Annotated in this window: 24 protein-coding genes; 10 read left to right on the forward strand and 14 right to left on the reverse strand. The window is 64.6% G+C overall.

Annotated elements, in window-relative coordinates; all coding sequences use genetic code 11:
- Positions 1–82 precede the first annotated feature (82 nt).
- From modC to argE, 4 genes are all read right to left on the reverse strand, one after another.
- Positions 83–1180, reverse strand: coding sequence for a molybdenum ABC transporter ATP-binding protein (gene modC / locus CXR43_RS11060; RefSeq protein WP_103333966.1), 1098 nt, complete (start codon positions 1178–1180; stop codon positions 83–85).
- Positions 1180–1878, reverse strand: coding sequence for a molybdate ABC transporter permease subunit (gene modB, locus CXR43_RS11065; RefSeq protein WP_103333967.1), 699 nt, complete (start codon positions 1876–1878; stop codon positions 1180–1182). The genes modC and modB overlap by 1 nt, the downstream gene beginning before the upstream one ends.
- A 10-nt stretch (positions 1879–1888) precedes the next feature.
- Entirely contained in the window at positions 1889–2650 is a 762-nt protein-coding gene (gene modA, locus CXR43_RS11070; RefSeq protein WP_103333968.1) for a molybdate ABC transporter substrate-binding protein, read from the reverse strand.
- Positions 2651–2750: 100 nt separating this feature from the next.
- Complete coding sequence (argE, locus tag CXR43_RS11075) at positions 2751–3881, reverse strand: acetylornithine deacetylase (RefSeq protein WP_103333969.1); 1131 nt, start codon at positions 3879–3881, stop codon at positions 2751–2753.
- A gap of 247 nt (positions 3882–4128) precedes the next feature.
- Here argE and CXR43_RS11080 point away from each other — a divergent pair, with 247 nt between their 5' ends.
- Complete coding sequence (locus CXR43_RS11080) at positions 4129–4683, forward strand: DNA-3-methyladenine glycosylase (RefSeq protein WP_103333970.1); 555 nt, start codon at positions 4129–4131, stop codon at positions 4681–4683.
- A gap of 119 nt (positions 4684–4802) precedes the next feature.
- On the opposite strand, the gene CXR43_RS11085 is transcribed toward CXR43_RS11080, so the two are convergent.
- The 3 genes from CXR43_RS11085 to CXR43_RS11095 all read right to left on the reverse strand — a co-directional run bounded on the left by CXR43_RS11085 (position 4803) and on the right by CXR43_RS11095 (position 8558).
- Entirely contained in the window at positions 4803–6194 is a 1392-nt protein-coding gene (locus tag CXR43_RS11085) for an NAD(P)/FAD-dependent oxidoreductase (RefSeq protein ID WP_246831351.1), read from the reverse strand.
- Positions 6195–6425: 231 nt separating this feature from the next.
- The gene (locus CXR43_RS11090) at positions 6426–7880 is read right to left on the reverse strand and encodes an aldo/keto reductase (RefSeq protein WP_103333972.1); all 1455 of its coding nucleotides are present in this window, start codon (positions 7878–7880) and stop codon (positions 6426–6428) included.
- A 3-nt stretch (positions 7881–7883) separates the two neighbouring features.
- Complete coding sequence (locus CXR43_RS11095; protein ID WP_246831352.1) at positions 7884–8558, reverse strand: GntR family transcriptional regulator; 675 nt, start codon at positions 8556–8558, stop codon at positions 7884–7886.
- Positions 8559–8622: 64 nt separating this feature from the next.
- Here CXR43_RS11095 and CXR43_RS11100 point away from each other — a divergent pair, with 64 nt between their 5' ends.
- The 8 genes from CXR43_RS11100 to CXR43_RS11135 are packed head-to-tail and all read left to right on the forward strand — an operon-like array spanning position 8623 to position 15405.
- Positions 8623–8994 carry a TIGR04076 family protein gene (locus tag CXR43_RS11100; protein WP_103333974.1) on the forward strand — a complete coding sequence of 124 codons (372 nt, stop codon included), beginning with the start codon at positions 8623–8625 and terminating at the stop codon, positions 8992–8994.
- Positions 8991–10064: an aldo/keto reductase gene (locus CXR43_RS11105; protein ID WP_103333975.1), complete on the forward strand. Its 1074-nt coding sequence runs from the start codon at positions 8991–8993 to the stop codon at positions 10062–10064. The genes CXR43_RS11100 and CXR43_RS11105 overlap by 4 nt, the downstream gene beginning before the upstream one ends.
- Complete coding sequence (locus CXR43_RS11110) at positions 10061–10828, forward strand: ABC transporter ATP-binding protein (protein ID WP_103333976.1); 768 nt, start codon at positions 10061–10063, stop codon at positions 10826–10828. The genes CXR43_RS11105 and CXR43_RS11110 overlap by 4 nt, the downstream gene beginning before the upstream one ends.
- On the forward strand, positions 10825–11550 hold the full coding sequence (locus tag CXR43_RS11115) for an ABC transporter ATP-binding protein (protein WP_103333977.1): 726 nt from the start codon (positions 10825–10827) through the stop codon (positions 11548–11550). The genes CXR43_RS11110 and CXR43_RS11115 overlap by 4 nt, the downstream gene beginning before the upstream one ends.
- Positions 11547–12461 carry a branched-chain amino acid ABC transporter permease gene (locus CXR43_RS11120; protein ID WP_103333978.1) on the forward strand — a complete coding sequence of 305 codons (915 nt, stop codon included), beginning with the start codon at positions 11547–11549 and terminating at the stop codon, positions 12459–12461. Before CXR43_RS11115 ends, CXR43_RS11120 begins: the two co-directional genes overlap by 4 nt.
- Positions 12458–13438, forward strand: a complete 981-nt coding sequence (locus CXR43_RS11125) for a branched-chain amino acid ABC transporter permease (RefSeq protein ID WP_210402080.1) — start codon at positions 12458–12460, stop codon at positions 13436–13438. The genes CXR43_RS11120 and CXR43_RS11125 overlap by 4 nt, the downstream gene beginning before the upstream one ends.
- A complete protein-coding gene (locus CXR43_RS11130) occupies positions 13439–14692 on the forward strand; it encodes an ABC transporter substrate-binding protein (RefSeq protein ID WP_103333979.1) in 1254 nt (417 codons plus the stop codon).
- Positions 14689–15405, forward strand: a complete 717-nt coding sequence (locus CXR43_RS11135) for an aspartate dehydrogenase domain-containing protein (protein ID WP_103333980.1) — start codon at positions 14689–14691, stop codon at positions 15403–15405. Before CXR43_RS11130 ends, CXR43_RS11135 begins: the two co-directional genes overlap by 4 nt.
- 27 nt (positions 15406–15432) lie before the next feature.
- Here the strand turns inward: CXR43_RS11135 and CXR43_RS11140 are convergent, their stop codons facing one another.
- The 6 genes from CXR43_RS11140 to CXR43_RS11170 form a co-directional block, all read right to left on the reverse strand.
- The gene (locus tag CXR43_RS11140; RefSeq protein ID WP_103333981.1) at positions 15433–16266 is read right to left on the reverse strand and encodes a tryptophan 2,3-dioxygenase; all 834 of its coding nucleotides are present in this window, start codon (positions 16264–16266) and stop codon (positions 15433–15435) included.
- Positions 16267–16643: 377 nt separating this feature from the next.
- Positions 16644–17402, reverse strand: a complete 759-nt coding sequence (locus CXR43_RS11150) for an ABC transporter ATP-binding protein (protein WP_103333983.1) — start codon at positions 17400–17402, stop codon at positions 16644–16646.
- A gap of 4 nt (positions 17403–17406) precedes the next feature.
- Positions 17407–18237, reverse strand: coding sequence for an ABC transporter ATP-binding protein (locus tag CXR43_RS11155; RefSeq protein WP_103333984.1), 831 nt, complete (start codon positions 18235–18237; stop codon positions 17407–17409).
- Positions 18234–19139 (reverse strand): nickel transporter permease, encoded by a 906-nt coding sequence (gene nikC / locus CXR43_RS11160; RefSeq protein ID WP_103333985.1) that lies wholly within the window; start codon positions 19137–19139, stop codon positions 18234–18236. Before nikC ends, CXR43_RS11155 begins: the two co-directional genes overlap by 4 nt.
- Positions 19139–20215, reverse strand: coding sequence for an ABC transporter permease (locus CXR43_RS11165; protein WP_103333986.1), 1077 nt, complete (start codon positions 20213–20215; stop codon positions 19139–19141). Before CXR43_RS11165 ends, nikC begins: the two co-directional genes overlap by 1 nt.
- A 49-nt stretch (positions 20216–20264) precedes the next feature.
- Positions 20265–21869: an ABC transporter substrate-binding protein gene (locus tag CXR43_RS11170; protein ID WP_103333987.1), complete on the reverse strand. Its 1605-nt coding sequence runs from the start codon at positions 21867–21869 to the stop codon at positions 20265–20267.
- A 139-nt stretch (positions 21870–22008) separates the two neighbouring features.
- Between CXR43_RS11170 and CXR43_RS11175 the strand changes: the two genes are divergently transcribed.
- Positions 22009–23037, forward strand: coding sequence for a dipeptidase (locus CXR43_RS11175; RefSeq protein WP_103333988.1), 1029 nt, complete (start codon positions 22009–22011; stop codon positions 23035–23037).
- A gap of 202 nt (positions 23038–23239) precedes the next feature.
- Here CXR43_RS11175 and CXR43_RS11180 read toward each other — a convergent pair whose 3' ends face one another.
- Complete coding sequence (locus tag CXR43_RS11180) at positions 23240–25513, reverse strand: endonuclease/exonuclease/phosphatase family protein (RefSeq protein ID WP_168219803.1); 2274 nt, start codon at positions 25511–25513, stop codon at positions 23240–23242.
- Positions 25514–25641: the final 128 nt, after the last annotated feature.

Consider the following 25641-nt stretch of genomic DNA (forward strand, 5'->3'; position numbering starts at 1 on the left):
GAAAAAGGGCAAGGTCAAGCGGCTTGGCACCGCCCGGCCCGCAGGAAAGGCCGCGCCGACAGGCTTGGGAAAAGGATGCGGGCTAGCCGGTGGTCTCCGTTCCGGGCATCACATCTTCCGGTGCCGGGGCCACGGATTTGAGGATGGCATAGGCGGTCTTGCCCGGCGCAAGCCCCATCACCTGCGCCGAGCGACGGGTGATCCGGGCCAGTACAGCGCCGGCGGGTGTGACCAGCCGGACCATGACGCCCGGGCCATCGCCCTGATGCATCGCCTCGATGGTGCCGGGCAGGATGTTCAGCGCCGACAGCCCGACGGGGCGGGCACAGGACAAGATCACGTCATGCGCCGCGATCCGCAACCGCACCAGATGGCCCGGTTCGGCACGGATGCGCGGCAGGAACAGCGGGATGCCCCCTGCCTCCAACTCGCTCAACCCGTCCGGGTGCTGACAGACCAGCCGCGCCGCGATCACCGCACCAGCCCCGCGCACACCGACGGGCCAAAGCGCCGGGTTCCCCAGCACGTCGAAGGCCGGGCCAATGCCGGTCACCCGCCCCGCATCAAGCGCAACCACTGTTGTGGCCACCCGTGCCACTTCGGCGGGGGAATGGCTGACATAGAGGATCGGCACTTGAACTTCGTCGCGCAACCGCTCGAAATACGGCAGGATTTCGGCCTTGCGCGCTTCATCCAGTGCCGACAGCGGCTCGTCCGCAAGGATCAGCTTTGGCGCGGCCAGCAGGGCGCGGCCAATCGCAACCCGCTGCCGCTCGCCCCCCGAAAGGCCGGCCGGCCGCCGGTGCAGCAAAGGGCCGATGCCAAGCATTTCGACTACGCGGCCCATGTCCTCGCGCGCAGCCCCCTTGGGCGCGAACCACGCGCCATAGGACAGGTTCTGCCGCACTGTCAGATGCGGGAACAGCCGCCCTTCCTGAAAGATATAGCCCAGACGCCGGCGATGCGGCGGCAGGTCCACCGCCGCCGCCGTGTCCAGCAAGCGCCAGCCATCCACCGACACAAGGCCCTGCTCAGGCCGCACCAGACCTGCCACTGCATTGACAATCGTGGTCTTGCCGGAGCCCGACCGGCCAAACAGCACGGTCACGCCGGGGGGGGCGTCGAACGCCACATCGAGCGTGAACGCCCCGATCCGATGGGTCAACGCCAGCCGCAGCATCATCCCCCCGCAATCCGGCGGGCCACCGCACGGCTGACCCATTCCGACACCAGCAGCGCCACCATCGCGATGCCAATGGCCACCCAAACCAGCCGCGCCGCCTGTGCATCGCCGCCGGGCACCTGCAAGGCCGTGTAGATCGCCGTGGGCAGCGTCTGGGTCTGGCCGGGGATGTTCGAGACAAAGGTGATCGTCGCGCCGAATTCCCCGATCGCCTTGGCAAAGGCCAGGATCACCCCTGCGATGATGCCGGGCAGGATCAAGGGCAGCGTGACGGTCAGGAACACCCATGGGCGCGACGCCCCCAGCGTGGCCGCCGCCTGTTCCAGCCTGGGGTCCACCGCCTCGATCGCCAGCCTGATGGCGCGCACCATCAGCGGAAAGGCCATCACCGCCGCCGCCAGCGCCGCCCCGGTCCAGCGGAAGGCAAAGATGATGCCGAACCACTCCTCCAGAAACTGCCCCACAGCGCCGCGCCGCCCGAAGGTGACAAGCAGCAGATACCCCGTCACCACCGGCGGCAGGATCAGCGGCAGATGCACCAGCCCGTTCAGCACCTGCTTGCCCGGAAACTCCCAGCGCGCGAGCGCATGCGCGGTCAGGATGCCCAGCGGCAGGCTGACCAGCACCGCCCAGAACGACACTTTCAGCGACAGGGCAACCGCGCGCCATTCGTCAGGGGAAAGCCAGTCTGCCATGCGCGCGCCTTCAGTTCAGGACCCTGAAGCCTTGCGCCGCGAAAATCGCAGCCCCCGCCTCAGATGTCAGCGCCGCAAAAAATGCCGCATCCGCCGCATCTGCCGCCCCGGTCAGCAGCGCACCGGGGAACAGGATCGGCGGATGGCTGTCTGCCGGGAACGTCCCCACCACGGTGACCCCGGGGGTGGCGACCGCATCTGTGGCATAGACAATGCCATAGGGGGCCTCGCCAGCTGCCACAAAGGCAAGGGCTGCCCGCACATTGTCGGCCTGTGCCACCGATGGTGCCACGGCGTCCCACAAGCCAAGGCTTTGCAGCGCCGCCTTGCCATATTGCCCCGCCGGCACAGACTCGGCCAGTCCCATGGCCAGCCTGCCTTCGCCCAGCAGCCCCGCCAGATCAAGGCCGGGCGATAGCTCGACCGGGGCTGCCCCCGGCCCGCCCACCAGCACCAGCGCGTTGCCAAACAGATCGCGCCGGGTCTGCGGCCTGACCAGCCCGGCCTCTTCCACCACATCCATCCATTCCACCGCGGCGGATAGAAAGATATCGGCAGGCGCACCTTCTATGATCTGTCGGGCCAACGCGTTCGATCCGGCGTAGCTGATGGTCACGCCATGCCCTGTCGCCGCCTGAAACTCGGCCGCCACGGCATCCAGCGCGGTGCGCAGCGAGGCGGCGGCAAAGACCACCACCTCCTCCGCCTGCGCCGGAGCGGCAAGACACAGGCTGACCGCACAGGCCAGCAGGGATGTCCGGGCGTGGGTCATACGTGGCTTTCTTGCTTGGGGGCAGCGGTTTGTGGCTCTGTCAACCAGAGTCCTGCAATTCGCGGCGCAAGGCAAGGGGCCGCTCCAGTTCTCCCACAGCCTAGGACAGCTCTGCGGCCAGCCTTTCCAGCATCTGGCAGCAGGCCGCCAGCTCTGCGCCGGTGATGTATTCGTCAGGCCGGTGCGCCCGCAGGATCGCCCCCGGGCCGCAGATGATGGACGCAATCCCTGCAGCATGGAACAGCCCGGCCTCGGTGCCATAGCTGACCGAAGGCAGTGCCGGTTGACCGGTCAGGCGCTCCAGCAGCTCGGCCAGTGCCGGATCTTCTGGCGGCGGCAGCGCGGGGTAGCTGCTCAGCTCACTGTGCGATACGCGCAGCGCCGTACCGTCAGCCACCAGATCGGCCAGCCGGTCAAGCACCATCGCGGTGATCGCCTCTGGCGGCTGTCCGGGAACAGAGCGCACCTCCATGCGGACCCGGCAACAGTCGGGAATGATGTTGACCGCTGACCCGCCCTGCACCACCCCCGCGACAATGGTCGGCCCGGGCGGGACAAAACGCGCATCAAAAGGCCCCTCCGATGCCAGCCGCGCCGCCAGATCACGGATGAACACCAGCATCTCGGCCGCCGGATACAGCGCGTTGATCCCCAGATCAGGCTGGGCGGAATGCGCGGCGCGCCCCTCGATCACCAGTTCCGTGGCCTGCTTTCCCTTGTGCGACAGCACCGGGCGCAGATCCGTCGGCTCCCCAACGATACAGGCCAGCGGCGGGGCGCAAAGGCCGGGCAACCGGTCAATCAGATGGCGCACCCCGCGGCATCCGATCTCCTCATCATAGGAAAACGCAAGATGAATGGGCTGTCGCAGGTCCATCGCCTGAAACGCAGGCACCATGGCGATCATGCAGGCGAGAAAGCCCTTCATGTCGCTTGCCCCCCGGCCAAACAGCCGGTCGCCTTCGGCGCGCAGCCGGAACGGGTCAGAGGTCCAGATCTGGCCGTCAACCGGCACCACATCCATATGGCCAGACAGAATATAACCGGGCACATCGCGCGGGCCGATGCTGGCGAACAGATTGACCCTGTCCCCCTCTGGCCCGGTGATCACGCTGCATTCCAGCCCATGCCGCGCCAGATGGCTGCGGACACATTCTGCCATGCGGGTATTGGGCTGGCCGGGCAGATCCGGGATCGCCACCAGATCAGCCAGAATCGACTCGGGTGTCATGGGGCCTTCCTCTGGGTTGCGCCTGCCCCATCATCGCGCCCGCCGCGCGCAAGGCAAGCCCGCGTCGCAGTATGCTTTGCGCAAATGCGCCCGCACCCGCCGTGCGGGCATGGCGGTTGACCGGCCCTGACGATACGACCGGCCGACGCCATGATTTGCACGCCCTGCAAAGCTGTGGTCCACTCTACGCTGCCCGCTACCGGGCGGGATCAGACGCAACCCCGGCTGCACCACTGGACATCCGCTTATGGCCCAAAGCTATCCTTTCGACCCCGCGCTTGACGTCTGCGCTCTTGCACGGGCGCTTGTCGGCGCGCATCTGACGGTGCGCGGTGCCGGTGGGGTGATCATCGAGACCGAGGCCTATGCGCGCGACGACCCAGCGTCACACAGCCATCGGGGACCGACGCCACGCAACCGCAGCATGTTCGGCCCGCCCGGCCATGCCTATGTCTACCGGTCCTATGGCATTCATCTATGCCTGAATGTGGTGGGCCGCCCCGGTGAGGCGGTTCTGATCCGCGCCCTCATGCCTGACACCGGTCTTGGCCTGATGCGGCAACGCCGCCCCCTTGGGCCCTTGTGCGCCGGGCCGGGCCGGCTGTGTCAGGCGCTGGACGTGCAGATGAGCGATGATGGCAGGGCCTTTGACGGCGATGCGCTGGTGCTGGTCGCGCGCAGGGGTGCCCCGCCCGATCTCCTGACCGGGCCCCGCATCGGACTAAGCCGCGCAACCGACCGACCCTGGCGCTTTGGTCTGGCCGGAGCACCGGGACTGAGCCGGGCGTTTCCGGCGCAATAAGGCGCTTGACGCGTCCAGCGGTGCGTGGGCCAGCCCATTCTCGCCGCTGTCACAGAACAGCACGCCCACCGGAAGGATCAATCCTGCTGTGTTCGGTCAGGTTGGGTTGAGCAGGTCGTTCAGCGGCCAACGATGCGGTTCGCCAGTCTGGCGAGCCGCGAGGTGCGCAACCCGCCCTTGGCTGCTTCGCGCCGGTCGGCCAGGTTGTACAGCCAGTACATGCCATGCACGCCAAGCCAGCGGAACGGCTCCACCTCCCATTTGCGGGGCTTGCGGTTGACCCATGGCAGCGTGGTCCGCTCGGTCTGCTTGTCCAGCACCAGATCGGCCAAGGTCTGCCCCGACAGATTGGACGTGGACACCCCAAGCCCGACATAGCCCCCAGCCCAGCCGATGCCGGTCTGCGGATCCAGCCCCGCCGTGGTGCACCAGTCGCGCGGCACACCCAGAACGCCACACCATGCGTGGTCCAGTTTCAGGCTTCGGGTCTGCGGCAGCATCCGGTACAGAATGTCTTTCAGTTTTTCCACCGTTTCGGCCTGGGTTTCGCCATTCACATCGGTCCGGGACCCGAACCGGTACGGCACGCCCCGGCCTCCCATGGCGATGCGGTTGTCCTGAGTGCGCTGCGCATAGCAATAGGCATGCGACGCATCGCCGAACACTTCATAGCCGGTCCAGCCCAGGTCCTCCCACATCTCGTCGGGCACGGGTTCTGTCACCACGATGGCACTGTTCAGCGGAATCCACTCCCGCGCATTGCCGGGAATGCCATGGGTAAACCCCTCGGTCGCCCGCACGATCCGGTGCGCCGCCACCGTGCCGCGATTGGTGGTGACATGGCCCTTGCGGATGCCAGTCACCGTGGTCTGTTCATAGATCGCAACCCCCTTGCGGGAGACGGCCTCGGCCAAACCGCGCACCAGCTTGGCCGGCTGCACCCGGGCGACACCGCCTGTCACCAATGCGCCCTGCACATCCTTGATGCGGATGCGGGCGGCGGCCTCGGCCGCACCAATCAGATGGCTGCGCGCCTGAGGCACGCCCCAGGCCATGTCATCGGCCTGTTCGGCACGCAGCCGCTCCATCTGGGCGGGGGTGCAGGCAAAGGTCAGGCAATCGGTGCGCCGGATGTTCGCGTCAATCCCTTCCGCCTCACAAACGCGGATCACTTCATCCACCGTTGCGCGCAGCTGCCGTTCAAAATCGATCACGCCTTCACGGGTGCCGGTGGACAGGTATTTCGAGCGGTTCCACGAAAACCCGCCAGAGCACCAGCCGCCATTGCGCCCCGAGGCCCCAAAGCCGGCAAACTCCTTCTCGATGATGGCAATCGACAGATCGGGATTGGCCGCTTTCAGGTAATAGGCCGTCCAGAGCCCGGTATAGCCTGCCCCCACAATGCAGACATCGACATCGATATCGCCGGGCAGTGCCGCCCGGTATGCGGGCAGGCCGCCCATATCGGCGTACCAGAAAGACACATCGCCGTTCTTCATCGCGTTCCTCATCTTATCCGTCATGCCCCGCAGTCGAACCGTCATCGGCCAGAGGCGGGCCGTCCTCTGGGTTCCGGATCAGTTCGACCGTGCTGCCGATTGCAGGAGGGAAGAACAGGATTTCAACGATTCTATGGCGCGGCGGCAGTCCGCATGACGCGCGCAAACGCGCCTGCCGGTGTTGCCAGCAGTCTTTGGTGGCCATGGAGTGAAAATTGGCAGGCCGTCCAGGGTCAAGGTGGCCTACCCGTCGCGCAACAGTGCTTCGGCCTCGATTTCTACACGGTGATCCCCGATCAGCCCGGCGACCCGCACCAAGGTGTTGGCGGGCTTAACCGAACCGAACACCCGCCCATGCGCGGCAGATACCGCCATCACATCGGACTCGTCGGTGATGTAGATCCGCGTCCGCACGATGTCTTCGGCCTGCCCGCCGAGCGAGGTGACCGCCGCCACGATCCGGTCAAGGATATAGGTCGCCTGCGCCCCGGCATCCTGTGGTGCCACTGCGCGCGACACGCCCGCCACAGCCGTAGTGCCCGATACCAGAATCCGATCCCCGATCCGCTGTGCGCGGCAATAGCCGGCGATGTCTTCCCATTTTGACCCGGTCAGCACCTGCGCCCCGCCCGGCACCGGCTGCGGCACAAAAGCCTTCGGCACCTCCGACAGGTGATGCGACAGGTCGCCAGAAGCGGTCAGGAAGGGCGGCCTGCGGTATTCATCGCCACAATCGCCCGGAATCGGGGTGGTGGCAGCAAACGCCGCCTCCAGCGTGGCACGGTCCTCCGCGTCCAGCGCGAAGGCAAAGAGGTTGAGGTTGTCGCTTGCATGCATCGCCTCGCCCAGACGCGCGCCAATGATCACGCCCGCAACGCGGCTCTGCTCCAGCACCCAGCGGGTCGCGATGTTGGAGATCGAGACGCCATGTTTGCGCGCCACGCGCGCCGCTGCCTGCAGCACGGTCTGGAACGCGTCCCACCCGCCTGCGGCCTGGATGAAGCGGTGATACTTCATCTTGGACCAGTCGGCGATCTGCGCAGGCTCGGGCTGGCCCAGCCAACGGTCCGACAGGAACCCGCCGTTCAGCGTGCCATAGCCAAGGATCCACGCGCCGTGTCGCGCGCAAACCGCCGCCAGATCCCCCGCCGCGCGACGGTCCATCAGTGAAAAACTGACCTGGTTGGTCAGAAGCGGTACGCCGTCCGACAGCGCCAGATTGAAATGCGCGGCATCAAAATTGGTGACGCCCAACTCGCCGATCAGCCCCTCGTCGCGCAGGCGCGCCAGTTCGTGCAGCGCGTCCAGCCAGGCCGGATGCTCGAACGTCCACCAATGGAACTGCAACAGGTCCACCCGGTCCACCCCCAGCCGCCGCAAGCGGTCCGTCACCCCGGCGCGCACCACTTCAGCCGTCATCGGCCCCGGCGCGGGGCACCATTTGGTCAGCGCCACGGGGCGTGGGTCACCGCCGCGCGCGAGCAGCCGCCCAGTGATGATCTCGGCGCTGCCGTAGTGATCGGCCATGTCAAAGGTATCGAACCCCGCCGCCGCATAATCGGCCAGCCAGCCCGCCCCCGTCTCGGGGTCGATGGTGGCACCATCCTTTTCGATATCAGCCACCTGCCACAACCCGGTCAGGGCGCGCGAAATCTCCAAACTATCGGTCAGGCGCAGGCGGTCTGGTCTGGCGGTCATGGGTCAGCTTTCGGGGATAAGGAAACGGAAGGATCGGGTGATGTCAGCCTGCAGCGCTGCCTGTGCGGCAGAGCGGTCGCGCGCGCGCAGGGCCGCCACGATCTCATGGTGATGCGCATGTTCGGCAATCTGCCCGGCCTGCGGACGATTGATGATCAGGTTGAGATAGGCCCCATATTGCAGCCACAGCGCCTGTATCAGTGGCAGCAGCACGTCAGAGCCGGAATATCCGTAGAGCGTGAAGTGGAAATCGTGGTTGGCCACCAGATCAGGCAGATTGTCCGGCCCGTCCTTGGCGCGGGTCAGGATGGCATCCAGCATGTCGATGCCTGCAGCATCGATCCGGTCCATCGCCTGATCCAGCACCAGACGTTCCAGCGCCAGTCGCGCCGCCATCAGGTCCGCTGCGCGACGGGCATCAAAATGCGGCACCATCAGCGTGCGCGACGGCGTATCGACCAACGCGCCTTCGGCCACCAGCCGCCGCACCGCCTCACGCACAGGGGTCATCGACACGCCCAGTTGTTCGGCCAACATGCGCAGACTGAGCGTATCGCCGGGGGCGAAGGCGCCGCGGGTAAAAGCATCGCGGAGCGCGAAATAGGCATTCTCGCGCAACTTGGTCAGGTCGAGACGGGCAATGGCCTGAGTGTTCATGGTGACTCTTGACAGACTCATTGGGTATCTTTGATAAAATATCACAGATCACAAGTGACTCGGTCAAGCCCGGAAAGGCGCATCGATGGAACGAGACGGCGAACGCGGGTTCTGGCTTTATGATCTGCGGGTCGACACCGTGCTGGACGGGCGCGTCCCGGTCTGTCGCCATATCGAAGGCGAGTCGTTTCGCGTGATCGGCGAAAACCTTGTGTTCGACGCAGGCCAGCAGGTGTCGATGTATGCCCTCATCGGCGTGTTGCCCCACCTGCCCGCCCGCCAACGCGACACCGACCCGGATGACTGGATGAGCACAGACGCCGAAATTGCCTGCGCAGATCCGCATTGCGGAGGGCGGTTCCGGATCGTGCGGGAAGGCCGCCGCTGGTATTCCCATGCCGCGACCACCGGTCTGCCCGACCAGCGCGCCACACCCTATTGGAAAGACTCCGAATGACTGTTGAGACCATCGACCTTCGCCCCGGCCACCGGATTTCGCGCATCATCAAGGGCGGCTGGCAACTGGCGGGCGACCATGGCGAGGTGCGGCCCGCCGAGGCGATTGCCGATATGGAAGCCTTCCTTGACGCCGGGATCACCACCTTCGACTGCGCCGATATCTACAAGGGCGTGGAAGAAATGATCGGTGCCTTCATCGCCAATGTCCGCAACCGCCGCGGGGCCGAGGTGGCCGACCGCATCGTTGTCCATACCAAGCTGGTGCCTGACCTGACCCGTCTGGCCGACATCCGCCCTGACGAGGTGGAGGCCATCGTCGACCGTTCGCTGAAGCGGCTGCAGATCGACCGGATTCCGATGGTGCAGTTCTATTGGTGGGATCTGTCCATCGGCAACGCGGTCGAGGCGCTCGAGGTGCTGAAGGACTGCCAGCGCAAGGGCAAGATTGCCACACTGGGCGTAACCAACTGGGATACGCCGGGGATGGACCCGTTCATCGACGCAGGCTTCGACATCGCCTCGGCGCAGGTGCAGTATTCGGTGCTTGACCGTCGTCCGGCGGCGACAATGGCCGCATGGGGCGCGCAGCGGGATGTGCAGATCCTGTGTTATGGCACGCTGGCGGGCGGATTCCTGACCGATGGCTGGCTGGGCAGACCCGACCCCGGATTTCAGTTCGACAACCGCAGCCTGATCAAATACCGCCTGATCATCGACGAATTTGGATCTTGGGATCTGTTCCAGACCCTGCTTGCCACACTCAGCGCCATTGGTGCCCGGTATGGCGTGTCGCTGTCCTCTGTCGCCACCCGCTGGGTGCTGGATCAGCCGCAGGTCGCCGCCGCCATCGTCGGCGCACGCTATGCGCGGCATCTGCCCCAGACGCTGGAAGCGTTCCGCCTGACACTCGACGATGCCGACCGCGCGGCGATCGACGCGGTTCTTGCACAGGCCGGGGGGCCGCATGGCCCGGTGTACGGGCTGGAGGGTGATCGCAGCGGGCGGCACGGCCGGATCATGAAATACAACCTCAACACCAATCCCAACGACAAAGTCCACGGCGCATGACCGACCCGGTGCTGTCCCTTTCCGCGCTGACCCGGGATTTCGGCCCGTTCCGCGCAGTGGACGGCGTGTCGCTGACCATCCGGCGCGGCAGCATCACCGGGTTGATCGGGCCGAACGGCGCGGGCAAGACCACGCTGTTCAACATGGTGGCGGGCACGCTCAAACCCACATCGGGCACTGTGTCGCTGAACGGGACCGACATCACCGGCCTGCCCTCCGAGGCATTGTTCGCGCGCGGGTTGGCCCGCACCTTCCAGATCCCTCGCCCGTTCCGCCGGATGTCGGTGCTGGACAACGTGATGCTGGCCCCACCTGCGCAGCTGGGCGAGACCGTGTTCGGCGCGCTGTTCGGACGCGGCAAGGTGGCGGCCGAGGAAGCCCGGCTGCGTGACAAGGCGCGCGACATTCTTGCATTCATGACGCTGGACAAGCTGGCCGATCAGCCGGCGGGCAAGATCTCGGGTGGGCAGATGAAACTGCTGGAACTGGCCCGCGCGCTGATGGGCGACCCAAGCGTGATCCTGCTCGATGAGCCCGCCGCAGGGGTGAACCCGTCGTTGACCCGCACGCTGATTGAACGGATCGAAGAGCTGAACCGGCGCGGCACCACCTTTGTGGTGATCGAACATGATATGGATTTCGTGATGCGCCACTGTGACCCGGTGATCGCCTTGGCCGAGGGCCGCGTGGTGTTTGAGGGCAGCGCCGATGAGGCGCGGGTCAATCCGCTGCTGCTTGACGCCTATCTGGGGGCCCCGGCATGACCGCGCTTTTGACCATCGCCGCGCTGGAAGCAGGCTATGTGCGCGACCTGCCGATCCTGCGGCAGGTGAACCTGTCGGTGATGCGCGCCAGCCTGACGGTGATCATCGGGCCGAATGGGGCTGGGAAATCCACGCTGATCAAGGCCATTGCCGGTCTGGTGCCGGTATCGGCGGGCACGGTCACACTGGACGGCGCCGACATCACCGGCATCCGCCCCGACCAGATGGGTGCCCTGGGCCTGGCCTATGTGCCGCAGACAGATAACATCTTTCGCCACCTGACCATCCGCGAAAACCTCGCCCTCGTGTTGCGCCGCGTGCCAGACCGCACCACCCGGCTGGACGAGCTTTACGCCCTGTTCCCGCCACTGGCCGCCAAACAGGCCGACCGCGCAGGGTCATTGTCGGGCGGGCAACGGCAGATGCTGGCTGTCGCCATGGCCCTGTCGGGTCGGCCGCGCGTGATGCTGATGGACGAACCTTCCGCCGGGCTGTCGCCCAAGATCGCCGCCGAAGTGCTGGACCTGACCCGCAGCCTGACGGCGCAGGGGGTGACCGTTCTGCTGGTGGAACAGAATGTCAAACAGGCGCTGCGGGTGGCCGACCACTGCTATATCCTGGCCGAAGGCCGCAACCAGCTGGACGGCCCCGCCGCCGCCATCCTGTCGGACCCGATGGTGGCCGAAATCTATCTGGGCGGCAAACGCGTGGGGGCCGCATGATCCAGAGCCTCGTTGACGGCATCCTGACCGGTGCCATCATCAGCCTTGGCGCCATCGGCCTGACGCTGGTCATGCACATGCTGCGCTTTGCCAATTTTGCCTATGCCGAACTGCTGGCCATCGGGGCCTATGCGGCACTTGTGTTCGATGTGCTGTTTTCGGGGCTGGTCCCCGTGCTCGACACCGCCTTCGCGCCCCTGACGCTGAGTGGGGCGCTGGCCCTGGCCACGATCATCGCCATGGTCATCACCGGGGCATCAGCGGTTGCCATAGACTGGCTGGTGTTCAGGCGCATCCGGGCCAAGGCCGACGCGCTGTCGATGGTGTTTGCCTCCTTCGGCGTCGCGCTGATCGTGCGCAATGTGCTGGTTCTGATCTTCGGTCACAGCGCGCAGCTCTATTCCAACGATATCGCCTTTGCCATCGTGGTCTCACGCGATCCCCTGCTGCTGATCAAGCCCGATCAGGTGTTCGTGCTGGGGGCGGCACTGGCCCTGATGACCGGGTTTCATCTGATCCTGACGCGCACCACATTCGGCTTTGCCCTGCGCGCAGTCGCCGAAAACCCTGCCCTTGCGCAGGTGTCGGGCGTGCGGCTGAGCACGATGATCACCGCCGTCTGGATGATCGGCGGCGGCTTGTCGGCGGCGGCGGGGGTGTTCTATGCCCTGACCAACCAGATCACGCCGGTGCTGGGGCACAACTTTCTGCTGCCGGTGTTTGCGGCCACCATCGTGGGCGGCATCGGGTCGGTGCATGGCGCGGTGCTGGGCGGCTTCATCGTCGGCATCGCCTCGGGGCTGGCTCTGATGGTGCTGCCCTCGGGCTATGCGCCCGCGATGCCTTTCGTCATCATCCTTGCCGTGCTGCTGGTCCGCCCGAATGGGTTGTTTGGAAGGGACGAGTCATGATCGGCCTGATCTCTTACCTCGCCTTCTTTGCCACCATGGCGGGCATCCTTGCCATTGTCGTGCTGGGGCTCAACCTGCAATGGGGCTACACGGGCCTGTTCAACGGCGGCGTCGTCGCCTTTTTTGGTGCTGGCGCATACGGCACCATGATCCTGGGCGGGCGGCCCGAGCCGGGGCAGTTCGGCGGGTTTGAATGGCCCTTCCTGTTTGCCCTCGCGGGCGGCGTGCTGCTGGCGGGGGCAATCGCCTGGATCGTTGGCATCCTCACCTTGCGCCTGCGCCACGATTACCTTGCCATCGCCACCTTCGGCGTGGCCGTGGCCTTCGAAAGCATCGCGCGCAACGCCGAATGGCTGACGGGCGGGGCCAAGGGGTTGCGCGGTTTCCCCCGCCCGCTGGAGGCGGCCATTGGCAACACCTTTGTATACGGGTTGTGCTTTCTGGCCATGGTGATGGCCGTGCTGGCGGCGGTCTACTGGGCGTTGCAACGCCTTGTGCAATCGCCCTATGGCCGCGCCCTGCGTGCCATCCGTGAAGATGAGGTGGCCGCCCGCAGCCTTGGCAAGAACCCCACCCGCCTGCGCCTGCAGTCCTTTGTCATCGGCTCGATGATCATGGGCGTGGCGGGCGGGCTTTATGTTGCGTTCTACGCCTTTGTCAGCCCGCAGGATCTGGCACCCATCCTGACCTTCCAGGTCTGGGCCATGCTGATCGTGGGGGGGGCCGGCAACAACCGGGGCGCGGTGCTGGGGGCCTTCCTGATCTGGGGGGCCTGGACCGGCAGCGGCTTCGCCCTGTCGAAATTCGCCCCCGCCGCGATGCAGCTTTACACCGGCCCGATTCAGTACATCCTGATCGGGACCGTGATTGTTGTGATGCTCTTGTGGCGCCCGCAGGGACTGCTGCCCGAACGCATCACCCAGCGCTTTACCAAAACGGCCAGCAAGGTCGGAACAACCAGCAAGGGAGCTTTCTGAATGACACGCAAGATCATGAGTTTTTCGGCCGCTGCGGCACTGGCCGTCATGGCCAATGCGGCTGCCGCACAGGACTGTTCGGTCAAGGTCGGCATCGTGCTGCCAACCTCGATCGACTGGGGCAAGCCGATTGCCGAAACCGCGCTCTGGGTCGCCGACATGGTGAATGAGGCAGGCGGCGTCGACGGCTGCAAGGTGGAGTCCATCCTGCGCGACGACCAGAACGACGCCAAGGTCGGCGTCGATGCTGCCAAGGCGCTGGTCGATCTGGACAAGGTGCAGCTTCTGATCGGAGCGGTCGGCTCGGGCGTGACCATCCCGATCCTGACCTCTGTCACCGTGCCTGCCGGGGTCATGCAGATTTCGTGCTGTTCCTCCTCCACCCGACTGACCGACCTTGCCGCCGAAGGAGCCCTGAAGGGGCTGTGGTTCCGCACCTTTGCCACCAGTCAGGTGCAGGCCTCTGTCGCCGCAATGGTCGCAAAGGAAGCTGGCTACAAGAAGGTCACCATCCTTTACAAGAATGACGACTGGGGTCAGGACCTTGGCAAACTGGCCGCTGACGCCTTTGCCAGTGCCGGGATCGAGGTGGCCACATCCATCGCCATCACCGACGCCCAACCCAGCTACCGCGCCGAAGTGACCGAAGCCATCGGCACCGCGCCCGAGGCGGTATACCTTGCGCTTTACCCCAAGGAAGGCATCTCGGTCGTGCGCGAATGGCTGTCCTTGGGCGGCACCACCAAGATGATCGGGGCCAATTCGCTCAAGTCCGACGAGTTCCGCGATGCGGTGGGCATGCAATATCTGGCCGAGTTCATCGGCACCGATACCTCCTCGCCGCGCACCGACAGCGCCACCGGCTTTGTCGCCGCCTATGAGGCAAAGTTCGGTACCGCCCCCACTGGCCCTGGCCTGCCCAACAGTTTTGACGCGACGGCGATTTCGCTCCTGGCCTATCACGCGGCGGGGCGCGATGCGACGGGCGCAGAGATTGCCGCCAAGGTGCCGATGGTCACCGACCCGACGGGCACCCCGGTGACGGCGGATGTCGCGGGCATCAAACAGGCGATGGCGCTGCTGTCCGAAGGCAAGTCGGTGTCCTGGCAGGGTGGAACGGGGGCTGTCGCATTCGACCAGTTCGGCGATGTGTCGGCCCCGGCTGTGTCATGGGGTTTTGGCGAAGCCGGGATTGATGAAAAGCGTTACTTCACGCTGGAAGAAGTCGGCGCCTTCATCACGTCGATGCAGTGACCAAAGGGGGTCCGCTGCCGCAGGGGCGCGCGGGCCGCCTGCCCCCCGAAGACCTGACGGCTGTCAACCTGATCGGCCGTGGCAAGATCGGCGCGGGGGTGGCCGACTGGCTTGCGGCGCGTGCGGGCTATGTGGTGACACAGGTGGGGCGGGATGGTCACGCGCCACCCGCCCCCCTGACGATAGACACCGCCGGGCCTTGCGCCCTGCGCGACTTTGGCGAGGCGTTGCTGGCGCAGGGCGATCTGTGGACCGTCGGCGCCTCTGCGCTGATCGACCACCGGCTGCATGACCGGCTCCGGGCGGTGGCCACGGACCATGGAACGGAGTTACGGCTGTTCACCGGCTGGATCACTGGCCCAAATCTGTGCCCGCCCGGCACCGGCGCGCGGCTGCACATCGAACAATCCGCCCCTGACCTTGGCCCCGCCCCCGGCCTGCTGTTCGAAGGCCCCCTTGCCACGGCGGCCTTGCACTTTCCCGACCATCTGAACACGGCAACCGCCGCTGCCCTGGGCGGCCCGGGCATTGACGCGACCAGCATCGCCTTGCATTCGACCGAAAGCGGCGGCCCACACGTCATCCGCGCCCGCTTCGACATGGAGGGGCAGAGCATCACCTCGGAAACCAGATTTGGCACCGGGCCGCATCCTGTTACCATGGCCATCATAGCCGCCTTGCAGGCACGAGGCCGCTGGCTGCGCTATGGCTGAAATCGTGGGGGGATTGACCAAAAGAGCTTAAAGCGCACCTCTGAGATGCCAAAGCTCGGGGAACAGTTCCACCTCCAGCATCCGGCGCAGGTATTTCACCCCGCTGGTGCCCCCCGTGCCGCGCTTGAAGCCAATGACGCGCTCAACAGTGGTCACGTGGTTGAAGCGCCAGCGGCGAAAATAATCCTCAAGATCCACCAGTTTTTCCGCCAGTTCATACATCACCCAGTGACCTTGCGGATTGCGGTAGATCTGCGACCACGCGTCGATCACCGCAGCATCCGGCGCATGGGGCGCGTCCATCCGGTACACCGCCGGATCGAAGCGCAGGTCCAGCTCTGCCTCAAGCGCCCGCAGCGCGACGTGGTACAAGGACGGCCGGCCTAGTTCTGCCGTCAGCTTGGCATGCAGTTCGGGCCGGTGTTCGTGCACCTTCATCATCGCCGTATTGCGGTTGCCCAGCATGAATTCGATCAGCCGGTATTGATGTGACTGGAAACCGGAGGAGGCTCCAAGGCTGTCGCGAAAGGTGGAATAATCGCTGGGAGTCATTGTGCGCAGGACATCCCAGGCGTTGTTCAACTGCTCGAAGATCCGGGCGACGCGGCTCAGCATCTTGAACACCTCGCCGGACCGCCCCGCCAGCATCAGCTCCCGTGCCGCGCCCAACTCGTGCAGGATCAGCCGCATCCACAGCTCTGACGTCTGATGCTGCACGATGAACAGCATTTCGTCATGGGCCTGAGACAGCGGCTTCTGCGCGCTCAGCAGGCCGTCCATCGACAGATAGTCGCCGTAAGACATATCCTGCGCGAACGACATTTTTGCGCCATCAGTTTCGGGATCATGGGCCATTGTCATCCGGGATCTCACAGCTTTGATGTTACTTCAGATGGTGCGGTCGGCATGGACCTGTCGCGGATTTGTGCCGCTCTCAGTGCCCGTTTAGGCCACTTGCCGCTCCAAGGCCAAGGGGCTTTTGCCTGCCAGTGCCAAAGGCTGTTGGCGCGGGCCTTGGCGCGCCAGATAGAGATGCGGATGGAGGTCCAACCGCGCGCCAGTGATCCAACCCAGTCGCATGCAAGGCAAGTCCAGTGGTTCGACCGATTTTCCGGCCGCATCCATCCCGGCTTTCTGGCCAATCTCATCGCGCCGCTCCGGAGCGGGGCGACTTTGCAATAGTGCATCGCTGTGTTCGTCCAAACCCCGGAAATCCATCTTCTCCGTTCCGACAGCGTTCAGGCCTCAAGCATCCGATCGGCACTGGCATCGAACAGCGTGCGGGCATAATCCGTGGTCATCTTTGCACCGGCAAGCTGGTCGCGGGTCAACTCCTCGACCGCGCGGCCATGCTGCATGACCAGCACGCGGTCACACATATGGTCAATCACCGCAAGGTCATGGCTAACCATCAAAAAGGTCAATCCGCGTTCCTCGCGCAGCCGGTTCAGCAGGTTCAGCGTTTCGGCCTGAACGGAGGCATCCAGCGCCGAGGTCGGTTCATCCAGCAGCAGGATTTCCGGCTCCAGCATCAGGGCGCGCGCGATGGCCACCCGCTGGCGCTGCCCGCCAGAAAGCTGATGCGGATAGCGGAAGCGGAAGTTGGCGGGCAGGCCCACATCCTCCAGCGCCTTGACCACCCGCGCGTCACTGCCGCCGATGCCATGAATGGCGAGGGGCTCCGACAGGGTGCGGTCCAGCGTATGGCGCGGATGCAGGCTGGCATAAGGGTCCTGGAACACCATCTGCACCCTGCGGCTGAAGGCACGGCCGCGTGGGGTGGGCACCGGCTGCCCACCGATGCGGATCTGGCCCGCCGTCACGGGGGCAAGCCCGCAGATCGCGCGCAGGATGGTCGATTTGCCCGAGCCGCTCTCGCCGACCAGACCATAGCTTTCCCGGGCATCGACCCGCAGGCTCACGCCTTCGACTGCGCGCACCAGCTGGCCTTTGGTCCCGTATTGAACCGACAGGTTTTCAACCTCGATCAGTGCCATCGCCCTACTCCGCCCATTCCGCAGCGCGGTCCAGCCCCGGCAGGGGCGCGCGAGACCCGCCGATCCGGGGCAGGCAGTTCAGCAGACCCCGTGTATAGGGGTGTTCTGCCTGCATCAGGTTCTTTGCCTCCAGCTCTTCGACCACGCGGCCCTTGTACATCACCAGAACGCGGTCGCAGAACCGCCCCACCAGCCGCAGATCATGGCTGATGAAGATCAGCCCCATGCCCCGGTCGCGCACCAGCCCATCCAGGATCGACAGCACTTCCGCCTGCACCGTCACATCCAGCGCCGAGGTTGGTTCATCCGCGATCAAAAGGTCCGGGTTAGGGATCAGCATCATCGCAATCATCACCCGCTGGCCCATGCCGCCCGACAATTCGTGTGGATAGGCCTCCATCACGCGCTCGGGCCCGCGGATCTGCACCGCCTCCAAGGCCTCAATGGCTTTGAGGCGCGCAGCGCGCGCCGACATGCCGTCGCGCTGACGCAGACCTTCGGTCAACTGCGCGCCGACCTTCATCACAGGGTTGAGCGAATATTTCGGGTCTTGCATCACCATGGCAATCCGCTGGCCGCGCAGGGCCCGCATCTCGCGTTCCGACGCCCGCAAAAGATCTGTGCCGTCAAACACCATCTCGGTCGCCTCGATCCGCCCCGGCGGGCGGATCAGCCGCAGCACGGACCGGCCCGTCATGGTCTTGCCCGATCCGCTTTCGCCCACGATGCCCAGCCGTTCGCGGCCAAGGCTGAAAGAGACGCCACGCACGGCCTCGACCCGGCCCGCCTCGGTGTCAAAGGTCACGCGCAGGTCTTTTACAGAAAGCAATGTCATTTGCCCGAACTCCTTGGATCGAGCACATCGCGCAACCCGTCACCCAGCAGGTTGAAACCCAGCGAGACGATAAAGATGGCAAGCCCCGGCATCGTGGCAACCCACCACTGTTCAAACAGAAACTTGCGCCCCGAAGAGATCATCAGGCCCCATTCCGGGGTCGGCGGCTGCACGCCAAGGCCAAGAAAGCCCAGACCGGCGGCAATCAGGATCACGCCTGCCATGTCCAGCGTGACGCGGATGATCACCGAGGGCAGGCACATCGGCATCACATGGCCCCAGATGATCCGCCCTGCCCCGGCCCCTTGCAGGCGCACGGCGGCGATGTAATCCGAGGTCCGCACCGTCAGCGTTTCGGCCCGCGCCACCCGTGCATAGGGTGGCCATGCCGTCAGCGCGATGGCCAGCACCGCGTTTTCAATCCCCGGCCCCAGCACCGCCACCAGCGCCAGCGCAAGGATCAGCCGCGGGAAGGCGAGGAAAATATCGGTGATCCGCATCAGCACCTGATCGACCCAGCCGCCGAAATAGCCCGCAACCGTGCCAATCAGCAGCCCGATCAGAGGGGCCGTCACCGCGACCAGCGTCACGATGTACAGCGTGATGCGGCTGCCATAGGCGATCCGGCTCCAGATATCGCGTCCGAAATCATCAGTGCCCAGCCAATGCCCCGGCGTTCCGGGGGGCAGCAGCCGTTGCGACAGGTTTTGCGCCAGCGGGTCATGGGTGGCGACCATGGGTGCAAAGGCCGCAATGAACAGCAAGACAAGGATGATGAACAACCCCACCATCGCCAGCGGATTGCGCCGCATCCGCAGCCAGGCAAGGTAGCTTTGACCCAACCGCGCCTGGGTGCGCGAGGCGGGGCTTGGGTCGCGCAGCCATTCGGTCCATGTGGCCATCAGCGTGCCCTCGGATCGACAAGGCGATACAAAAGGTCAGACGCCATGTTCAGCGTGACAAAGACCACGCCCACCACGACCGTACCGCCCAGAACGGCAGGCATGTCGGCGGCAAACAGCGCGTCGGTGATATAGCTGCCCAAGCCCGGCCAGGCAAAGATCGTCTCGGTCAACACGGACCCTTCCAGCAGATAGGCATAAGACAGCGCAATCACTGTGATCAGCGGCACCATCACGTTTTTGAGCGCATGGACCCAGACCACGCGCCATTCGGGCATCCCCTTGACCCGCGCCGTGGTGATGTATTCCTGTCCCAGCTCATTCATCATGAAACTGCGGGTCATGCGGCTGATATAGGCCATCGACGTGTAGCCCAACACCGCAGATGGCAGGATGATATGGCTGATCGCATTGCGGAACATGGCCCATTCACCGGCAAGCGCGGTGTCGATCAGGATCATGCCGGTTCGCTGCTCTACATCCAGTTCGAACATCATCGAGAACCCGGCATCCAGCCGCCCCGGCCCTCCAACCCAGCCCAGAATGCCATAAAACACCAGCAAGGCCAGAAGTCCCAGCCAGAACACCGGCATGGAATAGCCCATCAACCCAACGATCCGCACGATCTGGTCCACCCATGTGCCGGGCCGAGTGGCGGCCAGTACGCCGGCAGGCACGCCCACCAGCACACCAAACAGGGTGGCGATGGTGGCCAGTTCCAGCGTCGCCGGGAAATAGCGGATGATATCCTCTGACACTTCGCGCTTGGTGCGCAGCGACTGGCCCAGATCGCCCTGCACCGCATTGCCGACATAAATTGCGAACTGCTTCCACATCGGCTCGTCGAGGCCAAGCGCCAGCCGCGTCGCCTCGTATTGCGCCGTGGTGGCACGTTCGCCGACAATGGCCAGCACCGGGTCAATGGGCACCACGCGCCCGATGATGAAGGTTACCAGCAACAGGCCCAAAAGGGTGATAGCCAGCGAGAGCGCCGTGCCGCCGATCAGACGCAGCACACGGGGAAGGCCGGACAATCGGCCGGCAGGCGGGGCGGGAGCGTCAGGAGCTGCGGTCATGCGCGGCAGGTATCGGCGGGCAGGTTTGACCCCGCCCGCCGACAGACCCTTACTTTTCGGTCAGCCAGTAGGTCACCGAATCCACGGTGCCGCCGGTGTAGAAGTTCGAGATGTTGCTGCGCATCGCGGTGCGGTTGTTTTCCTGGAACATCATGATGAACGGCGAGGTGTCGCGGTGTTGGCGCTGAATATCCTCATACATCGCCCGGCGCTTGTCGGTGTCACGCTCCATCACGGCGGCCTGCGTCATGGTCATCAGCTCGCCCGGATCATAGGCGTTGCGCCAGGCAAGGCTGCCGGTCAGCTGGGCCTCATCCGAATTGTCGCCGTTGATCACGAAGGTTGAGGCGTTGGTATGCGGGTCGGGATAGTCCGGCCCCCAGCTTTGCAGCGTCAGGTCATGCTGACGGGCGCGGTATTCGCCCAGCACTTCCGCACCTTCGCCGATGGACAGGGTCAGGTTGATCCCGGCCTGCGCAAAGGTGTTCTGCACCGATTGCGCCATATCCGTGCGGTTCTGGCTGTTGCGCACCGACATGGAGATGTTCAGCGGCAATTCGACCCCGGATTCCTCCAGCAGCGCCTTGGCCTTTTCGATATCCAGCGCATAGGGGGTCTCCTCGATCGCGCCCAGATAGCCGCGCGGCAGGAAGGCCTGATGCACGGTCTGTTCGCCCTGAAGGAAGCTTTCGGTCATGCCCTGATAGTCGATGGCCCAGCGCATCGCCTCCAGCACCTTGGGATTGGCCAGAGCCTCGTTCTTCTGGTTGGCAGAGATGTAATAGATATAGCCCGCAAGATCGGTTTCCACGCGGATGTCGGCATTGCCCTCCATCCCCTCGATATCCACCGAGGTCACTTCGCGGCTGACGTCGATATCGCCCCGTTCCAGCAGCAGGCGGTTGGTCGCGCCCTCGGGGATGTGACGCATGAACACGCGCTTGAGCTTGGCATCACCGCGCCAATGGCCTTCGCGTGCCTCAAGAATATAGCTGTCAGACGGTTTGTAGGAGAGAAGCACATAGGCCCCCGTCCCCGCCGTGTTCGACTTCAGCCATTCATTGCCCATGTCGCCATTGACCTCATTGGCCATGACGGTTTCCTTGTCCACAATCGCGCCGACGGCCGCGGTCAGGCAGTTGTAGACAAAGCTGGGCGCATAGGGCTGATCGGTCTTGAAGGTGACCGTGTCACCGTCAAAGGTGATCATTTCCTCGACATTTTCGGGCGTGAAGCCGAACTGGGTCAGGATGAAGGCCGGGGTCTTGTTCAGCTTGACCACACGCTGCAAGGAGAACGCCGCATCCTCGGCCCGCACCGGATTGCCCGAGGCAAAGGTGACGCCGGGGCGCATCTTGAACGTGTAGGTCACCCCATCTTCGGCCACCTCCCAGCTTTCGGCCAGACCGGGAACCAGCACGCCCCGTTGCGTCGGGTCAAGTTCTACCAGCGTGTCATAGGTATTGTTGATAAGATCAGTGCCAGAAAACTCGAACGCCTCATGCGGGTCAATGGACACGATGTCGTCAATCGCATCGCCGATCACCAGCGTATCGGCCGGGGTCTGTGCCATCAGCGCGGCAGGCGCGGTCCCGGCCAGGAAAGAGGCCAGCGCAAACGCACCGGCACGGCGAAGGGTCAGATCAAGTTTCATGGAAGACTCCCTGTCTCTCTTGTTGCTATGCGTCTATACCCGGACCGGGCAGGCGCAACTTTGACCAACTGGGCAATTTTTGTACCCCCCTGTCAAGGCGAGTCGTATCGTCGTTACAAAGAAGGACAATCCCATGCCGATGCGCCCGGTTTTCGATGGCCACAACGATGTATTGAGCAAACTCTGGGCAGCTGGCGACCGGACGGGGGCCGCATTTTTCAACGGCACAGAGGGCGATCTTGATCTGGCAAAATGCCGTGCGGGTGGGTTTGCGGGTGGCTTTTTCGCAGTCTGGGTGCCGGCCGATCCCGCAGCCGCGCCCGACCCGATGGCAACCTATCGCGCGTTTCCGCCTGTCGACCCGATGATGGCGCGGGAGGTGACGCTGGACATGGCGGCAATCCTGCACCGCATGGCCGCAGACCGGCCCGATGCGATCCGCCTGTGCCGCAGCGCTGCCGAGGTTGAGGCTGCGCAGGCGGCAGGTGCCATTGCCGCCCTGTTGCATATCGAAGGCTGCGAGGGGATCGGCGCCGATCTCGACACGCTCTATCTTTATCACGCCGCAGGCCTGCGGTCCCTTGGCCCGGTCTGGAGCCGGGACAATATCTTTGGTCATGGGGTGCCGTTCAACTTCCCCGCCTCGCCCGATACCGGCCCGGGGCTGACAGACGCGGGGCGGCGGCTGCTAGCCACCTGCAACCGCCTGCGCATCCTGTTCGACCTCAGCCATCTGAACGAGGCCGGGTTCTGGGATGTGGCAAAGCTGACCGATGCGCCATTGGTTGCCACCCATTCCGGCGCACATGCGCTCACGCCCGCCACCCGCAACCTGACCGACCGCCAGCTTGACGCCATTGCCGAAAGCCGGGGGCTGGTCGGCCTGAACTTCGGCGTGGCCTTTCTACGCGATGACGGGGTGAAGAACGCCGATACCGGCCCCGAGGTGATGCTGCGCCACATCGACCATCTGATTGGCCGGCTGGGCGAAGGCGGCGTGGCGCTGGGGTCGGACTTTGACGGCACCATGATCCCACGCTTTATCGGGTCTGCTGCGGGCCTGACCAAGCTGACGCAGGCAATGGAACAGGCGGGCTATGGGGCAGATCTGATTGCCCGGCTCTGCTGGGGCAACTGGCTGGACGTGCTGCGCCGCACCATCGGCTGAGTGCCGCAAGCTGACTTGCCCCAGGTTTTCTTGACAGATTGCAGTGTCAGCTTTTGCCACTGCTAGATGACGTTCGGTGACAGCATGCCCCTCCTCGCGTGTTTGCGCTTGGCTGTGGCGAGGATCACCCTCAGCAAATTGGCCCGGCGGCAGTAATGCCACCGGGCCGCAAGAGGCCGGTTCCGGCTTGGTCAGTGCGGTGTTACGCCGTCTTGGGGGTCCGGCGCCGCATTGCGGCCAGCACTCCAAGCCCTGACAGCAGCATCAGCGCGGGCAGCGGCAGAGGAACCGCCGCGACCTGGTAGGGGTTCGTCCAGGCCAAGGCGAAGGTGCCCTTGTTGTCGCCGAACAGGTTCAGACCGGCAAACTCACCGCTGAGGGGCAGCAACAGCTTTGCAAAGTCCAGAACGCCGGAGAAATCGCCGCCCACCGTCAGGAACTCGAAGAAATCGCTGGTGCCCGGAAACAGCCCGTCAAGGAAGCTGAAGCTGAGCGAATAATCGGACAGGGCGGTGAAATCGCCGGCGACGACCAGCTTGTCATATCCGCTTGCGCCGATCTCGAAGTCGAGAAGCGCACTGTCCAGCGACAGATCGCCATCGACAAACAGCGTGCCGATGCCCATGTCGCCAGGCCGCAGGATGGCGCTTTGGCGCAGTTCCAGATTGCTCAGATGCCCGATGCCGCCGATCACGGCGCCGCCCATGACCGTGGTGCCGGCCGAGGCGACGGTCGAGCCGTTGACCAGCAGCGTGCCGGCCTCGACCGTGGTCGAGCCGGTGTAGGTGTTCACCGCCGCCAGACGCAGAACGCCGTCACCTTGTTTCGACAGATCCCCTTCGCCCGAAATGACTCCGCTCGCGGTCACGGCTGCGCCGGCATCCGCCACCGACAGTATCCCGCCTTCACCCTCAAGCGAAACCTCGCGGCCAAGCGTGGTCATCTCGGTGCCGTCGATCCGCAAACTACCATCGGCAAGCCGCAGACGCGCCGCTGCTCCGCCAAGGGCGGCATCCTCGGTCACCGCGACGATGCCGCCATCGGTCACAAGGGTTTCACTGATGAAGGAATGGTCGTCGATGCAGTATTCTGCGATGGCTCCCGCCAGACGGCTGTCCGAGCTGCCACAATCGAGAAGGGTTTTCTTCTCGGCTTCGGTCAGCCAGTCGAGTGTCGGTATGCCATTGGCGTCCGACACCTGGCCAAGATAGACATCGGTACGAGCATTGTTGCGGGTCAGGTTGAACACACCGTCCCGGCTCTCAAAGGTCGATGCGCCTTCACCCCAGACCAGGCGGGTCTGCTCGCCCAAAGCACCGGCGTATTTCTCCAACTGCGGACCAACCCAGGTGAATTCGTGCCCGACGGGTTCGTGGTCCGACAGCGGCGCGGTCTGGCCATTGCCCAGATCGACATAGAACTTGTCGACGACGCCAAGATACTGATCGGCCGGATCATCGGTGAGCGCGTACCATTTGGCATAGGGTCGCGAAACCAGGAAGTGGTCGATCTTGACCCGGTCCCAGCTGGTCCAGGTGTTGGTGGCATCCTCGCCATAGCTCGGCCAGGTGGTGCTGCCATCCCCGGCGGGGTGCGGCGCAAAGCCTTCACGGATGGCTTCGGTCTGCATCATCACAAAGTCCTTTTTCAGGACGTTCATGGTCACGGGGATATTGCTGGCGACCGGATAGGTCTCGTCCCGCAGGCCGACATCGCGGCCCTGTGCGGCGGCAGTGGCGAGCGCGGTGCCCCACTGGTTCCAGGACAGCGAGTCGATATTCTGGCCCGGAAAGCTGTCCTGTATGACCTGGCGCATCACCGCCTCGTCACCGTTGGCGATGTATTGATAGGCCAGATCGCGGTACAGGCTGTTGTTGCCGACGGTGCGGATCAGGCGGATCTGGGCAGTCACGTCGTGCAGGCCGCGTTCAGACACGTCACCGGCGTTGAAGTCACCGCCCATGATGACCGGGCCGTTCTGTTGCTTGACCCATTCGACCAGCGCGCCCGCTTCGCGCAGGCGATTTCCCGAGGTGTCGGCATAGTCGAGGTGGATCGATCCGATGGTCGTCGCCGGACGACCGCCCGCCGCATCGGCGACGGCGAAGGTGATGTTGCGACCGTTGGTGTTGGGGGTATCGGGCAGCTGATAGCTGCCCACCGTGCCCGGAAGCCGCGAGAGGATGCCCGAGCTGCCTCTGCGCGCGCCCTGATACTGGCCCAGCCCGGCCTCGCCCAGAATCCCGGGCAGGTCGGTGACAAAACGGCTTCCGTTTTCCTCTTGGAACAGCACGGCATCATAATTTCCGGGGATCAGCAGCTGCGCCGCCAGATCGGGCCGCTGCTTGAACTTGTTCCAGATGTTATAGGTCAGCAGGCGGAGCGTATCGCCTTCGGCCTGTGCGGCCCCCGTGGGGAGGGCCAGCAACGCGGCGGCAGTGGCCAGAAGGATCGCCCGCTTGCGCAGACTGCGCATAGGGTTGCGGGTTGGGGATGGAGCAAGAGGCATGGTGAGGGTCCACTTCACATGATTGGCATTTCCGGTGTCATTAGATGATCATTGAATGTAAATTTTATTACATTTTTGATCCTGGACCCACGAGT

The sequence above is a fragment of the Pseudotabrizicola formosa genome, from assembly GCF_002900965.1.
GTDB classification, from domain to species: Bacteria; Pseudomonadota; Alphaproteobacteria; order Rhodobacterales; family Rhodobacteraceae; genus Pseudotabrizicola; species Pseudotabrizicola formosa.

Coding starts and splice junctions, on each gene's coding strand:
- modC (WP_103333966.1), bottom strand. CDS start 1,180: ATGCTGCGGCTGGCGTTGACCCATCGGATCGGGGCGTTCACGCTCGAT.
- modB (WP_103333967.1), bottom strand. CDS start 1,878: ATGGCAGACTGGCTTTCCCCTGACGAATGGCGCGCGGTTGCCCTGTCG.
- modA (WP_103333968.1), bottom strand. CDS start 2,650: ATGACCCACGCCCGGACATCCCTGCTGGCCTGTGCGGTCAGCCTGTGT.
- argE (WP_103333969.1), bottom strand. CDS start 3,881: ATGACACCCGAGTCGATTCTGGCTGATCTGGTGGCGATCCCGGATCTG.
- CXR43_RS11080 (WP_103333970.1), top strand. CDS start 4,129: ATGGCCCAAAGCTATCCTTTCGACCCCGCGCTTGACGTCTGCGCTCTT.
- CXR43_RS11085 (WP_246831351.1), bottom strand. CDS start 6,194: ATGAGGAACGCGATGAAGAACGGCGATGTGTCTTTCTGGTACGCCGAT.
- CXR43_RS11090 (WP_103333972.1), bottom strand. CDS start 7,880: ATGACCGCCAGACCAGACCGCCTGCGCCTGACCGATAGTTTGGAGATT.
- CXR43_RS11095 (WP_246831352.1), bottom strand. CDS start 8,558: ATGAGTCTGTCAAGAGTCACCATGAACACTCAGGCCATTGCCCGTCTC.
- CXR43_RS11100 (WP_103333974.1), top strand. CDS start 8,623: ATGGAACGAGACGGCGAACGCGGGTTCTGGCTTTATGATCTGCGGGTC.
- CXR43_RS11105 (WP_103333975.1), top strand. CDS start 8,991: ATGACTGTTGAGACCATCGACCTTCGCCCCGGCCACCGGATTTCGCGC.
- CXR43_RS11110 (WP_103333976.1), top strand. CDS start 10,061: ATGACCGACCCGGTGCTGTCCCTTTCCGCGCTGACCCGGGATTTCGGC.
- CXR43_RS11115 (WP_103333977.1), top strand. CDS start 10,825: ATGACCGCGCTTTTGACCATCGCCGCGCTGGAAGCAGGCTATGTGCGC.
- CXR43_RS11120 (WP_103333978.1), top strand. CDS start 11,547: ATGATCCAGAGCCTCGTTGACGGCATCCTGACCGGTGCCATCATCAGC.
- CXR43_RS11125 (WP_210402080.1), top strand. CDS start 12,458: ATGATCGGCCTGATCTCTTACCTCGCCTTCTTTGCCACCATGGCGGGC.
- CXR43_RS11130 (WP_103333979.1), top strand. CDS start 13,439: ATGACACGCAAGATCATGAGTTTTTCGGCCGCTGCGGCACTGGCCGTC.
- CXR43_RS11140 (WP_103333981.1), bottom strand. CDS start 16,266: ATGACAATGGCCCATGATCCCGAAACTGATGGCGCAAAAATGTCGTTC.
- CXR43_RS11150 (WP_103333983.1), bottom strand. CDS start 17,402: ATGGCACTGATCGAGGTTGAAAACCTGTCGGTTCAATACGGGACCAAA.
- CXR43_RS11155 (WP_103333984.1), bottom strand. CDS start 18,237: ATGACATTGCTTTCTGTAAAAGACCTGCGCGTGACCTTTGACACCGAG.
- nikC (WP_103333985.1), bottom strand. CDS start 19,139: ATGGCCACATGGACCGAATGGCTGCGCGACCCAAGCCCCGCCTCGCGC.
- CXR43_RS11165 (WP_103333986.1), bottom strand. CDS start 20,215: ATGACCGCAGCTCCTGACGCTCCCGCCCCGCCTGCCGGCCGATTGTCC.
- CXR43_RS11170 (WP_103333987.1), bottom strand. CDS start 21,869: ATGAAACTTGATCTGACCCTTCGCCGTGCCGGTGCGTTTGCGCTGGCC.
- CXR43_RS11175 (WP_103333988.1), top strand. CDS start 22,009: ATGCGCCCGGTTTTCGATGGCCACAACGATGTATTGAGCAAACTCTGG.
- CXR43_RS11180 (WP_168219803.1), bottom strand. CDS start 25,513: ATGCGCAGTCTGCGCAAGCGGGCGATCCTTCTGGCCACTGCCGCCGCG.